This is a genomic window from Emticicia sp. C21 (assembly GCF_003418935.1).
Taxonomy (GTDB): domain Bacteria; phylum Bacteroidota; class Bacteroidia; order Cytophagales; family Spirosomataceae; genus Emticicia.
Genome location: NZ_QVMT01000005.1, coordinates 66,954 through 81,189 on the forward strand (window position 1 = coordinate 66,954; position 14,236 = coordinate 81,189).

The window sequence follows — 14,236 nt, forward strand, 5'->3', positions numbered from 1 at the left end:
AACGTACCTAGATTTGTTATAAATAAAAAAAGAGGCTGCCTTTACAGGTAGCCTCTTGCTCTATATTTAGTGTTATGGAGTACTGTATTTATTAAGATGGAACTGACTTAATTTTTAACCGCCATCCCTTTTTGCTGAATCATATCATCCATTACGTTTATAGATTCATTCAGGTATACGTCTTTTTTAAGATACTTCACCCAGAAATCATTGCGGTCTTTTTTCAAAGTATCTGAATTAATAACCGTTAAATCTACTGGCAGATTCGATACTGATAAATCGTCTTTCAGTTTCGTCAGGTCACGTACTTTATTCGAAACATCTTTCATTTCTTTCAATTGTACTTTGTATTTTGCCAGTTCTAAAGAGCGTGAAGTTTTACGGTTATCGGCCAGAATATTTGTATTGTCTTCAATAGCTTTGAAAACATTATCAGAAGCCAGACGGTTTTTGCTTTTTTGTTGTAATAAAGCTACATCCGGAGCCGCCTGCCAGGTCTGATAGCTGGCTTTAGGCATTTCGTCCCAGATCAAGGCTGTCGGAGAATCTTTCTCACGCATTTTGTAGGCTTCATACAAACCTGTCAATACGATGTCAGACTCTACTCCTTTCAATTGGGTAGCACCACCATTGATACGATAGTATTTTTGTAAAGTTAAATGCACTGCACCTAAATCTCCGGCGCCACTGCCATTACCTTGTCCGCCAACCGGGAAAGCTCTTTGTACAGTACCTTTACCAAAGGTCGATGAAGATCCGATTACTATACCACGTCTATAATCCTGAATAGCCGAAGCAAAAATTTCAGAAGCAGAGGCACTACGTTCGTTTACCAATACTGCTAATGGACCATCATACAAAACAGATGGGTCATTGTCTCCCATTTGCGACGGACGACCAGAACGGTCACGGATTTGAACCACAGGACCGGTTTTGATAAACAAACCTACCATGTTTACTACCTCCTGCAAGCTTCCACCTCCATTATCACGAATATCCAGAATGATACCCTCTACTCCCTCTGCTTTTAGTTTCTCCACTTCTTTCGCTACGTCTTTTGAACAACGAGCGGCTTGCGGACGATTGAAATCTGCATAGAATGCTGGCAAATCAATCAAACCAATTTTATGTTTGCCTGAATTAATAACAACGCTTCTGGCAAAGGTTTCATCCAGTTTCAATTCCGCACGGATGATTGGTACTACTTTTTGTGTACCATCAGGTTTCTGAATAGTCAATCTCACTTCTGAGCCTTCTGCTCCACGAATCACTTTCACGGCATCATCAGTCGTGAAACCTGTAATATCTTCCGGCTCACCCGAACCCTGTGCTACTTTTAAGATAATATCATTGGCTTGAATCTCACCAGATTTCCAGGCTGGCCCTCCGGCAGATACGCTTCTGATTTTTATTTTATCGTCTTCCTGCATCAACAAAGCACCAATTCCGAAGAAACGACCGCTTAGTTTTTCATCAAAAGAGCGTTTTTCTACCGGCGGGAAGAAATCAGTATGCGGGTCCATCTGATTCGTAATGGTATTTACCAATACGGCAAATCTTTCGTTCTCATCAAATTTGTTTTTCAGACGGTCGAAATACTTGTCCATCGCCTTTTTCACTTTCGCACGGGCTTCCTGCTCTAAGGTTTCGTTGCTTTTAGCTACAAAATCTTTTTTATCTTTATTCTTTACTTGTTGTTCAAGCAAATCATTATAGCCTTGCAATACCTGCCATTTCAGATATTTTCTCCATCGGTCTTTTCTGTCATTCTCGCTGGTAGCAAAATCGATTTTGTCCCAATCTAACTCAATGTTTTCGTCTTTATCGAACGTAAACGGTTTGTTAATCAGTTCTTTATAGATTTCATCGGCTTCTACCAAACGTACTTTGTAAATTTCGTCTAAGGCTTTGAAGAAATCCAAAGATGCGCCATGTACCTCATCGTCAATCTTGGTTTCGTATTTACGAAGCTTGCTGATATCTTTTTCCAATAGCACCCTTTTGCTTGGGTCTACTCGTTTCAGATATTCTGTAAATATTTCCTTAGAGAATTGGTCGTCAATTTTTTTCGGACTATAGTGCCCTTGTTCAAGCATGGCACCTACATATCGTATGATGGTTTCGTTTTTGGTTGGTGGGTCATCGTTCAATGGCATGGCTGCAACAAATACAGCACCAACGATACCCCCTAAGAGAGCTAAAGATAATATATGCGGCTTTCTCATAGATTTAATCTTCTTCGGTTAAGTTAAAGTTTTATTAAGTTTTCCTGACTCAAAAATCAATCCAACTTATAACGAAAATTTAACGAATAAATTTCCATTTGTTAACGAAAAATGATAAAAGGAAATTTTTAAGTATAAACGCTTATGGGAAACATTGTAAGGTACTCTCAAGTCCCATGCCACGCGAGCCCTTTATCAATATAAAAGAATTTTGTATCTGCTTGTCTAATAACCAGTTATGCAACGAAAATTTATCAGGGAAATAATAGGCTTGAGGAAGCGGTTCAAGGGCTGACGCCATCAGTTTTCCGGCTAAAACTACAAGGGCAAAATCGCCTTTAGCTACCAGTTCGCCAATGGCTTTATGCTCGGCAGGAGCTTCGTCTCCCAACTCTAACATATCGCCTAAAATCACGACTTTTTCTTTATCAGTTTTCAGGTTAATAAAGTTCTGAATCGCTGCCGACATCGAAGATGGATTAGCATTATAGGCATCTAGCAAAATACTGTTAGTCCCTTTTTGAATAATCTGCGAGCGGTTATTGTCTGGATTATATGCACTAACCGCTTCCGAAGCATCTGTAATCGAAACACCAAAGAAATTACCGATAGCCAGAGCAGCCGCAATATTTTCAAAATTATACCAACCGGGCAAATTAGTTGTATAAGTTTGTGGGTCACGATGCGGCTCTTGTGTAGAAAAAATAACTACGGGCGAATCTTTAACTAATACAATTTTATTGTCTTTCAGATAGTCTATAGTTTGATTGAATTTCCGACTTTGCGCCATCCCAACCAGTGCTTCGTTCCTAGCGTTTAAGAAAACCGTCCCACCCGATTTCACTAAAAAATCATATAATTCCCCTTTACCTTTTTTCACGCCTTCTACACCTCCAAAGCCCTCCAGATGTGCTTTACCTACATTGGTAATAAAGCCATGTGTAGGTTCGCAAATATTACATAAATCTCTGATTTCTCCCTGATGATTAGCGCCCATTTCTACTACGGCTATCTTATAACTTTCATCAAGACCCAGCAAAGTAAGCGGCACCCCAATATGATTATTCAGATTACCCTTAGTATAATAAGTATTATATTTTTTTGATAAAACAGCTGCTACCAGTTCCTTAGAAGTAGTCTTGCCATTAGAGCCTGTAAGACCAATAAAAGGGATATTAAATTGCTGACGATGATAGTTTGCCAGTTTCTGCAAAGTATAAAGCACATCATTCACCAGAATACAGGCAGGGTCGGTAGCATATTCTTTTTCATCAATTACTACATATTTTGCTCCTTTTTCGAGTGCTTCTTTGGCAAACTCGTTGGCATTGAATTTATCGCCTTTGAGTGCAAAAAACATCACTCCTTCATCTATTTTACGTGTATCTGTAGAAACACCTGTACAGGTCTTAAACTTCTCGTATATTTCAGCTATTGACATTGTTTTCTATCTGGTATAATTTCAGGATTGTTTTTTGCGGTAAATTTAATGGGAAACTTGAAGAAACTGCTTAAAGAATTACCCTTTTATTCAACCTCGTAGCGCTATAAAAACAAAAAGCCTCCGAAAATTCGGAGACTCTTGTTCTATTAACAAAAAAACATGATGTTACTTATTAGTTACTATGCCATCAGGGTCTATTACCCTATCAAATATCTTTGAACCATTAGAAAGTAAGATATGAAGGTCATGCGTATCATAAATCTCTCCGAATTTTTCTTTTAAATCTATTTCGAGCACATATTCCCGTATAGCATCACATTCATTTCCGGTTCCTTTCTCCAAACTAATTATCAGAAAAACCGTGACTGGATAAGATTTACGCATAATACCATCCCACACTACTTTATATCTGTTTTTGTCACAGCTTCCACCAACAACCCATATTTTTAAAATATCATTTTCACGTTTGATGTCTTTTATTTCAAAATGGCGCGGAGCGCTGTTACGTGCGCTCAATAATCTATTATACTCTGCTTCACTTACCTGAAAAGCCACTTCATTGGGTGATGGGTCAGTTGCTTTTGATTTGCAAGCCGCCATGCCTATTATAAGTGTTAAACAGGCCAACAGGTGGATTTTCTGTCTGATGTTCTTCATAATTGCATGTGTAAATAATAGTAAATGTGTATTTTAAATAAAGATTCTTTTTTGGGTGAAGTAGTTGGAAATGTGTATAACGATTTTTCAAATCGTCTCTTCATATAATTTTAGAAATGAACCAATCGCAAGCTTTTGGAGCGAACTCATAAAATTCTGCCGAATTTTAACGATTTGAAAATTATTATACAATTTTAAAATGCCTATTTTTGTTCTTCGTTTCCTAGTTGCCGTCACTATATGTATTATAAAGTATTCTTTCTCCTGTTTTTTATTTATTCCCATTCATTTTCCCAGCGTATCCCAACCGATTCAATTCAGGCAGATATTGAAGCAGGTTTACGATACCTGAATGCCAGACAATGCACACAAACCATTAATGGGAAACAATATGCAGGAGAATGGGAGGCGCATATGCGCATGGAAGGCTCCATCTTATTATTAGGTTCAAAAAGCAATTTTCGGGATTCCAACTGCTTTACAATGGCAGGTATTCATAATATTCTAGCTGAAATGTACCTGGCAGATACTTCTAAGAAAATGATTCTGCCTATGCTGCAAAAAGTTTTCCCCGAAGTTTTAAGCTATTCTAGCGGAGTCAGATTTAATTTCTGGAAACAATTGCCACCCAATCGGGATTTGCTGTTAGGTTTAGAGCCAGACCCTGTACCATTGGTAAGACGCCCCACTACCTTTACGCTTAAAAACAGATTTATCAACAAAGCCGCCAACGTAGAAAACGATGCCGACGATACCTCGATGGGAAATCTGGCGATTTGGTATCATAAAAAGATATTTGGCGTTGATTCTCTGAAAACTGCCAAGCCTGCCTTATTTGACAGGTATCTTGATAAAGACCGTAAAAACAGACATTGGTATAATTATCTTTTTCATGGCTTCAAAAACTCAGGGGCTTATCTGACATGGTTAGGTGAGGAAGATGCATTTGACAACTGGAACATTACCAAAGCCGTATGGCATAACCTTACTTTCTATATTCCTTACAGCGTTTGTTTTCCACATGCCTATACACCTTATATTCCTTGGGGCACAAATGATGTTGATGTGGTAGTAAATGCCAATGTACTCACTTACCTTGCCAAAAGCGGATTGACTCAAAAGAGTAAGGGCAGCGATGCCGCACATCAATTGATTGAAAAACATGCCAAAAGAGGCCGGTGGGCACGTATGGGCATTTATTACCCAAATCGCTTTCATTTTCATTATGCTGTAAGCAGGGCATTTGCAGCTGGTGATACTGCTTTAGCAAAAACAGGACAATATCTCTTAGATAACCTGACTAAAACCCAGCAATCAGACGGAAGTTATAAAAGCGATAAAAAAGTAAACAATCACGATAGAATACAATCGACGGCTTATGCATTGTTAAGTTTACTTTACCTGAAAGAAGCAGGGATGAATGTTCCATCAGCTTTAATTACTCAATCAATGGCTTATTTACGTTCTCAAAAGAATTTTGAAAATCAGGAGGCCTACTGGCAGGGCGGTGTATTTTTTTCAGGGGGAACAGTGGTGCGGAAAACCCTTTTCTTTACTTCTGATGCTTATACAACTGCGTTAGTCGCCTTAGCTTTTCAGAAGTATATACAATTGATTTAATTAAAGATGGTTCATTACCAACTTCACTTTGTCGGCAATAGTAATCATTAATACAGTCCGGGCGCTACCAATAGCAATGGCTGTATTATCAGAAGTAAAAACTGTTTCGTAGATATTAAAGGCTTTGTTTAGTTTTACGCCATGCACCTGATAATTGCCTGATTTATCATCCACTACTATCTGTCCATTACCAGCCGAATAAATATCATATTTATTACCTTCTACTCTTCCCCAGATAAGCCCTGATGTTGGCAGGATTTTTTTCTTGTTGTTGCTATAAATTCTTCCTGTCTTACCCATCCAGCCACCTGTAACTACATAATTGTCAGCATCCAGGAACTGGATTTCGTGGAAGATACTATTGCCTAGCATGTTTTTACGTTGCCATTTCTCTCCATCCAATTCGTATAAATGGGTTTTATTTGGCGTGTACATCAAGGCATATACCTTTTTATTAAAAGGATTGTACTTGACACACCAAACCATTTTGAAAGGATTGGAATAGATTTTTTTCCAGGTAATTCCTCCATCAACTGATTTCAGTATAAATCCATTCGGAACAGTCTTTTTCGAATGAGCAATGGCCGAGCGACCTCCACAAATATAAATCTCAGATTCACTTACCACCACCATATTGTAGAAACAGGCATTTTCGTAGCCTTTTACTTTAATTGTCTGCCAGACTTTTGTTTCTAAATTATGTTTGTAGATTATTCCTTTATCGCCGCAGGCAATAATAGTTTTCTCATCAAATCTATCAAGCTTGTAAATATCTAATTGTTGGCTTGGGTAAGAGACATTGGTAAGATTACCCTCGGCATCAATAGATTTCAGCGTACCATACTTGCCTCCAATCCAGAATTTGTCTTCTACAGGGATAATATCATAGTAAGAAGAATCCGCATAGGTGATTCCTTGTTGAAGAACTTTAATAGACACATCTTGTGCTTTAGCGTGCAAGCATAAGAATAGCATTAAAAAGCGTAACGCTATTTGAACGGCAAATTTCAAAAAAGGTAGAGGTCTGTTATATAGGGTATATTTAAGTGTTAATTGCAAAAATAGAAATATGCCGCGACTCTTCAAAGTGACAAATTGATTTTAATAACGCTATTTATTTTAGGGTGGGTTTATTTCTGAAATAAAGCTATTTTTGTCTTTGTACTCAATAAAATTCCAATTATATGGTTCTTCTTCGCAAACGCCTTACCTTTGCCGTAATAGCTTATTTTATATCAATCAGTATGTCAAGTTTTGCCCAAACGAAGGATTTTTCTAAAGATTTATTTGCTCAATACGCTCAATACAAAGAATCAGCCATTACACATCGTCGTTTCAAACACAAAGACCTCGTGCCTTTGATTAAGCAATTGCCGTTTGAAAAACAGGTAGTAGGGAAGTCATTTGAAGAAAGAGATTTATACCAGATAAAATTAGGTAACGGAAAAACCAAGATATTGTTATGGTCGCAAATGCACGGCGATGAACCAACGGCTACCATGGCTTTATTAGATATTTTCCGCTTCTTTCAGGCAAAAAATGATGGTTTTGACGCATTAAGAGAAAGTATATTGACCAATACTACTCTCTATTTTGTACCCATGCTCAACCCTGATGGAGCAGAGCGCTACCAAAGGCGCACGGCTACTGAAATAGACATGAACCGTGATGCCCTACGGTTCCAAACACCGGAGGGGGCTTTATTGAAAAAATTGCAGGATGAATTGAGTCCGGAGTTTTCTTTTAATCTGCATGATAAAAATACAAGGTATAGTGCCGGGAGGAGTGACAAGCAGGCAACGGTTTCGTTCTTAGCTACGTCGTTTGATTTTGAGAGAAGCTGGAATCCTGCCCGTACAAGTGCCATGCAGGTAATCTGCCGGATGAGTGAGTCTTTGCAAAACTTTATTCCAGGTCATTTAGGACGTTGGAATGATGAGCATGAACCTCGTGCATTTGGCGATAATGTGGCCAAATGGGGCAGCAGTCTGATATTGATTGAATCAGGCGGATATAAAGAAGATACGGAAAAACAGTTTATCAGAAAACTGAATTTTGTGGCTATTCTTACGGGTTTGCAGGCTATAGCCGAGAAGTCTTATACCCATTATACATTAGCCACTTACGAAGCATTGCCTAATAATGAGCGTTATTTATACGACCTATTGATTCGTAATGCTGAGTTTGATTATAAAGGTAAAATAGTGATTAAAGATATTGCAATTGACCTGATTGAAAAAAATACCAGAAATGCCACGGGTTTTACCATCAAGAGCGTTATTGAAGATATGGGCGACCTTTCGACCTTCTGGGGTATCAAAGAAATTGATGCAACCGGACTACGGGTAAGACCTCTGGCCTATTTTCCTGAATTAATAAAGACCTACACTTTGTCAAAAGAAGACATTCAGGATAAAGAATTAAACCTGGACGAAAAAGCAAACTTTGTATTAACAAAGGGCAACGAAGTTAAATACGTAATTGTGAATGGACAAATTAAATAGCATGCGCGGTAAAAGCCGTGTGAGAAAGTATTATTTCCTTTTCTTGTTTCTACTATTAGCAAACTCTGGTGTTTTTGCTCAACAGTCTTATGTATTAGGCCGGGCGATTGATAAAACCACAAAACAGCCTATTCCATCGGCGACAGTTGTCAATAAAAACACGAAACAGATAACCAAAACAAGCGAAAACGGGAATTTCCTGGTAAAAGCTGTAAAAGGCGATTCTATCAAAATTTCGTCTGTAGGTTATAAAAATGCGGGTATCGCCTGGGATGGTGTCAATAAAGAGCCTGTTATTGAGCTTCCACAAGATGCGATTGTATTGCCGGAGGTAACCATAAAAGACCGACGTATAGAAATCATCAGACAACAGATTGATGATTTGTTAGCTGCCCCTGAAGCCTCTACTAAATTGAAATGGAAAGACATCTCTAATCTGATTAATACCAACACTTCTTCGCCCGGTGGCGGAATTGGTATTTCAATTGATGGGTTGTATCAGCTTTTCAGCAAAGAGGGCAAAACCCGACGCAAACTGGAGGCCATGAAACAGGAAGACCTTCGTAAACTTTTAGTAGAATACCGCTATAGTGCCGAATATGTCTCATACGTAACCAAATTGAAAGGACAACAACTAAAAGATTTCATGAAATTCTGTAATTTGCCTAACAATTTTGTTCTCACCGCCAACGATTACGACTTAACATTTGAGGTGTTCAGATGTCTAGAAGAATTTAAAGGCAAATTCCGTTTTTAAACTTTACAAAATCCTATTATTACAATATCAATGAAAAAACTCGTTTTTTCCCTTTTCTCTATTCTATTATTTAACTTCACTTATGCCCAGACCATCGAAAAACTTCGGTGCGAATATTTTGATAACCCTTTGGGTCTTGATACCCAGAAACCTCGTTTATCGTGGCAAATTAATTCAACAACCCGTGGTACTAAACAAATAGCTTATCAGATATTGGTGGCAGATACCGAAGAAAACCTGAAAAAAGATAACGGAAACCTGTGGAACTCAGGCATGGTAAAATCAGACCAGTCTTTATGGGTGAATTATGCGGGAAAAGCGCTGGAATCACGCAAAAGATATTTCTGGAAAGTGAAAATCTGGAATGAAAAAAACAAAGCTACTACGTATAGCGAACCTGCTTTCTGGGAAATGGGTCTCTTGCAAATAAGTGATTGGTCGGCACATTGGATTGGGAAAAAAGGAACAGAAGGCAAGCCACCTAAAGCTGTTGAATTACAAAAAGAATTTCAGCTAGCCAAAAGAGCTATTAGAGCCAGAATCTATGTAACAGGCTTAGGGGCATATCATCTAATATTTAATGGTAAAAAAGTTGGGAAAGATATATTAACACCCGGTTGGACAAACTATCTGAAAACGATTCACTACCAGACCTACGAAATTGATGGAGAAGACCTGACTATCGGTACAAACTTTATCACAGCTACTTTGGGCAATGGCTGGTGGAGCAGTGGCTTAGGTTGGGGCGGAGGTAAATTTTCTTATAGCGAAGGCCCTTGCCGCTTGCTATTTCAGATGGAATTGGAGTTTTACGATGGTTCTCGCCAAACCGTTATATCTGATGGCACTTGGAAAACCCGACTCTCTCCTATCGTATCTAATTCATTATATAATGGTGAGGTCTATGATGGACGTTTAGAATACAGCAAAGAATGGGTGAATGCGAGTATCCTTGATAATGCTGAAAACAAAACTACTTTATTCGGCCCAAAACCAGAGGATAATAGAAATGATGAAGCTGAGACTTTCAGCACAAAAAATACCAAGCTAATTGCCTCTGTTGCACCTCAGATTCAGGCAATGCAGGAAATAAAGGCTGTTAAAATAACTGAACCTCGTAAAGGACATTATGTATTTGATTTCGGACAAAACCTTGTCGGTTTTGCGCATCTGAAGGTAGAAGGCAAAGCAGGGAAAGAAGTTGAAATGAAATTTGCCGAACTATTAACAGATAAAGGCTTAGTAGACCAGGCCAATTTAAGAAGCATCCGACCTATTGATAAGTATATTCTGAAAGGTTATGGCGTAGAAGAGTGGGAGCCTAAATTTACCTATCATGGTTTTCGTTATGTAGAGGTTGAGGGTCTACCTAAAAAACCGGATGAAAACACATTGGTAGCAAAGGTGATTCATAACAATGTGCCGTTTTCAGGAAGTTTCACCACCTCAAACGACTTACTCAATAGTATCTATAAAAATATCACCTGGGGACAACGGGGCAATATGCACAGCGTGCCAACTGATTGTCCACAAAGAGATGAGCGCTTAGGTTGGATGGGTGATGCACAGATATTTGCGCCTACTGCCAGTTATATTATGCAGATGAACGGCTTTTTTGCTAAATGGGTAAGAGATATTGCTGATTCTCAGCACTCATCAGGTTATGTCTATGATGTAAATCCTAAGATTGTCGTAGGTGGTCCATCAAAACCTGCCTGGGGAGATGCCATAGTGATAGTACCTTACCGTATGTATCAGTTTTATGGCGATAAACGTATCATTGAAGAAAATTATGAGGCGATGAAAAACTGGGTGGAATACATGAATAATCACCCGAACACGAAGAAGGATGGCATCTATTATTTTGAGGCGGGAGACTTCTATGGCTATGGCGACTGGGTACCTGTAGAGACATCTCCTACCAAACCTATTGGCGGAAGCTATCAATTTTATTCAAATAAATTATTAGCCGAAATGGCAAAAGTAATTGGCAAAACCGCCGATGCGCAGAAATATGCTGATGTAGCCCAAAAAGTTGCAGATAAATACAATCAAATATATTTTGACCCACAAGGCAAAAACTATGAGGGCAGCACACAAGGCGCAAACCTAATACCTTTGAGTTTAGGCATTACTAAACCTGCCGACCGACTGGCAGTAGCACAGAATATAGCAGCCAATGTACGAGCAAAAAATGACCACCTGACTACCGGATTCCTATCTACAGAGATGCTTTTGCCAAGTCTGAGCGTTGCCGGAGAGCATGAATTGGCATACAAAGTAGCTACCCAAAAGACCTATCCAAGTTGGGGATACATGATTGAAAAGGGAGCTACTACCATGTGGGAATTGTGGAACTCTGATACCGAAAAACCGGAGGGTATGAATTCTCGTAATCATTTTGCTTATGGTTCAATTGGCGAATGGTTTTATGCTTATCTGGCAGGTATCAAACTCGACCCAACGAGCGCTGCATTTAAGCATTTTATCATTGCCCCTATGCCTGTGGGCGATTTGAAATGGGTGGAGAGTAAATATGAATCAAGCTACGGCCCGATTGCCTCAGGTTGGAATTTGCAAGGGTCAAAATTGGTTTTGAAAGTATCTATTCCTGCTAATACATCAGCCCAGATTCAATTGCCACTATCTGGTAAAACCAATGCCATCATTAAAGAATCTGATAAAGTAATTTTAACAGGCAATAAAGCGCCAAAAGCTAAAATACAGGGCATTACCTTTGTGAAAGTAGATAAAGATAAAGCCATTTTTGAGGTTTTAAGTGGAAATTATTCGTTTTCGGTGGAATAGAGATGCCTTACAATCCAGAAATACATCATCGTCGCTCGGTTCGATTGCAAGGCTATGATTATTCAAGAGAGGGCTTGTATTTTATTACTATTTGCACCCTCGATAAATTATGTCTTTTTGGAGAAATCGTCGAAACGCAAATGGTGTTAAATGAATTAGGAGAAACGGTCAATAAATATTGGCTAGAGATACCTGAGCATTTTCCAAATGCTATTTTACATGAATTTGTTATCATGCCGAATCATTTACATGGTATTATTGAATTAAAATCGACAAATGTAGGGGTTCAAAATTTTGAACCCCTACGGGAATTACAAATACCGAAAATTAACCAATATCAAAAAATTATCCCTCGTTCAATAGGTTCTATTGTGAGAGGTTTTAAAATTGGGGTAACTAAATGGTATCGGGATAAAATAAAGTTCGTGCTCGAAAATAAAATGCCCAAAGAAGGATATCTTCAAATTTCTATTTACGGAAACAAAATCTGGCAAAGAAATTACCATGAACACATAATCAGAAATGAACAATCTTATCTGACTATTTCCAATTATATCATTAATAATCCTCTTAATTGGAAGGAAGATAGATTTTATATCTAATATCTTTGCAAATACATTTCAACGGTAGGGGTTCAAAATTTTGAACCCCTACCAAAGGCATAACCAAATAATTACATCCTATGATCCTAAGCGACATCCTATATAAAGTTCCTTTACAGGCAGTATCAGGCAAAACCGATATTGAAATCCAAAATATTGTCTTCGATTCTCGTCAGGTTAAAGCAGGAAGCCTGTTCGTTGCCATTGGAGGCACACAGGTTGACGGACATAATTTTATAGAAAAAGCCATTGACTTAGGCGCCTCAACTATTCTGTGCGAACGCTTACCAGAGGTATTGGGTGAAAATATCACCTATCTGCAAGTGGAAAATTCTGCCCGCACAATGGGTTTGATAGCTGCCAATTTTTATGGAAATCCATCAAAGAAATTAAAGCTGGTCGGGGTAACAGGTACTAATGGAAAAACATCTTCAGTTACCTTACTTTTCCGTTTATTCAGAAAACTGGGTTACCGTTGCGGTTTGCTTTCTACAGTCCAAAATCAGATTGATGATGATATTATTCCTTCTACGCATACTACCCCTGATTCTGTAAAAATCAATGAACTATTACATGAGATGGTTCAAAAAGGAGTTAGTTATTGCTTTATGGAGGTGAGTTCACACTCAGTAGTGCAGGAACGTATCTCAGGACTTCATTTTGCCGGGGGAATATTTACTAATATCACCCACGACCATCTTGATTTCCATGAGACCTTTGATAATTATATCAGAGCTAAAAAAGGATTTTTCGACCAGTTGCCTGCTTCAGCTTTTGCCTTGGTTAATACCGATGATAAGAATGGCAAAATCATGATTCAGAATACTGCAGCGCGTAAAGAATCATATTCTTTACGAAATATCGGCAGCTTCAAAGGTAAAATCCTGGCTTGCGGCTTATTAGGTTTGCAAATGGATATTGATAACCGCGAGGTATGGTTTAAACTGATTGGAGCTTTCAATGCTTATAATCTTCTTGGCGTATATGGGGCCGCCGTTTTATTAGGCGAGAATCCGGATGAAGTACTGATGCAGTTATCGGATATTCAACCCCCAGCAGGTAGATTTGAACAGGTAGTTTCACAAAACCATATTGTGGGTATTGTAGACTACGCCCATACGCCTGACGCCCTGAAAAATGTTCTGGAAACGATAGTAGATTTACAACAGGACGGCAATCAACAGATTATAACCGTAGTAGGTTGTGGCGGTAATAGAGATGCCACCAAGCGCCCGATTATGGCTGAGATTGCCTGTAAATTAAGCAACCGTGTGATTCTGACCTCTGATAATCCAAGAAACGAAGACCCATTCGCTATTCTTGGACAAATGGAAAGCGGTGTACCTATGATTTATGTAAATAAAGTACAGACCATTGAAGACCGACATCAGGCGATATTTGAGGCAGTAAAAATAGCTCGCCCGCAAGATATTATTCTGGTAGCAGGCAAAGGACATGAGACTTATCAGGAAATTAAGGGTGTGAAACACCATTTTGATGATAAGGAAGTGCTACAGGAAGCATTTGATACAATCTGGAAAAAGTAGTTCAAAATATAAAGAGCTTTGAACGGGGTTTGATTTATATCAAATCCCGTTTTTTATTTTACAATTTGCTGT

The 14,236-nt window shown here is 38.6% G+C and carries 10 protein-coding genes; 6 read left to right on the forward strand and 4 right to left on the reverse strand.

Annotated elements, in window-relative coordinates; genetic code table 11:
* Window positions 1–107: 107 nt before the first annotated feature.
* From D0T08_RS13020 to D0T08_RS13030, 3 genes are all read right to left on the reverse strand, one after another.
* A complete protein-coding gene (locus tag D0T08_RS13020; RefSeq protein ID WP_116983092.1) occupies window positions 108–2,225 on the reverse strand; it encodes a carboxy terminal-processing peptidase in 2,118 nt (705 codons plus the stop codon).
* Window positions 2,226–2,367: 142 nt separating this feature from the next.
* Complete coding sequence (gene murF, locus D0T08_RS13025; protein ID WP_116983093.1) at window positions 2,368–3,666, reverse strand: UDP-N-acetylmuramoyl-tripeptide--D-alanyl-D-alanine ligase; 1,299 nt, start codon at window positions 3,664–3,666, stop codon at window positions 2,368–2,370.
* 168 nt (window positions 3,667–3,834) lie between these two features.
* Window positions 3,835–4,326, reverse strand: a complete 492-nt coding sequence (locus D0T08_RS13030) for a hypothetical protein (protein ID WP_116983094.1) — start codon at window positions 4,324–4,326, stop codon at window positions 3,835–3,837.
* Window positions 4,327–4,566: 240 nt separating this feature from the next.
* Between D0T08_RS13030 and D0T08_RS13035 the strand changes: the two genes are divergently transcribed.
* Window positions 4,567–5,946, forward strand: a complete 1,380-nt coding sequence (locus tag D0T08_RS13035; RefSeq protein WP_116983095.1) for a hypothetical protein — start codon at window positions 4,567–4,569, stop codon at window positions 5,944–5,946.
* Here the strand turns inward: D0T08_RS13035 and D0T08_RS13040 are convergent, their stop codons facing one another.
* Complete coding sequence (locus D0T08_RS13040; RefSeq protein ID WP_147322771.1) at window positions 5,947–6,957, reverse strand: hypothetical protein; 1,011 nt, start codon at window positions 6,955–6,957, stop codon at window positions 5,947–5,949.
* A 173-nt stretch (window positions 6,958–7,130) separates the two neighbouring features.
* On the opposite strand from D0T08_RS13040, the gene D0T08_RS13045 reads away from it, so the two are divergent.
* From D0T08_RS13045 to D0T08_RS13065, 5 genes are all read left to right on the forward strand, one after another.
* Window positions 7,131–8,450 (forward strand): M14 family zinc carboxypeptidase, encoded by a 1,320-nt coding sequence (locus D0T08_RS13045; RefSeq protein WP_116983097.1) that lies wholly within the window; start codon window positions 7,131–7,133, stop codon window positions 8,448–8,450.
* Entirely contained in the window at window positions 8,434–9,207 is a 774-nt protein-coding gene (locus tag D0T08_RS13050; protein WP_116983098.1) for a carboxypeptidase-like regulatory domain-containing protein, read from the forward strand. Before D0T08_RS13045 ends, D0T08_RS13050 begins: the two co-directional genes overlap by 17 nt.
* A gap of 30 nt (window positions 9,208–9,237) precedes the next feature.
* Complete coding sequence (locus tag D0T08_RS13055; RefSeq protein ID WP_116983099.1) at window positions 9,238–12,015, forward strand: family 78 glycoside hydrolase catalytic domain; 2,778 nt, start codon at window positions 9,238–9,240, stop codon at window positions 12,013–12,015.
* Between the two features lie 2 nt (window positions 12,016–12,017).
* A complete protein-coding gene (locus tag D0T08_RS13060) occupies window positions 12,018–12,617 on the forward strand; it encodes a transposase (protein WP_116983100.1) in 600 nt (199 codons plus the stop codon).
* An 80-nt stretch (window positions 12,618–12,697) separates the two neighbouring features.
* A complete protein-coding gene (locus D0T08_RS13065; RefSeq protein ID WP_116983101.1) occupies window positions 12,698–14,164 on the forward strand; it encodes a UDP-N-acetylmuramoyl-L-alanyl-D-glutamate--2,6-diaminopimelate ligase in 1,467 nt (488 codons plus the stop codon).
* The last annotated feature ends 72 nt before the right edge of the window (window positions 14,165–14,236 follow it).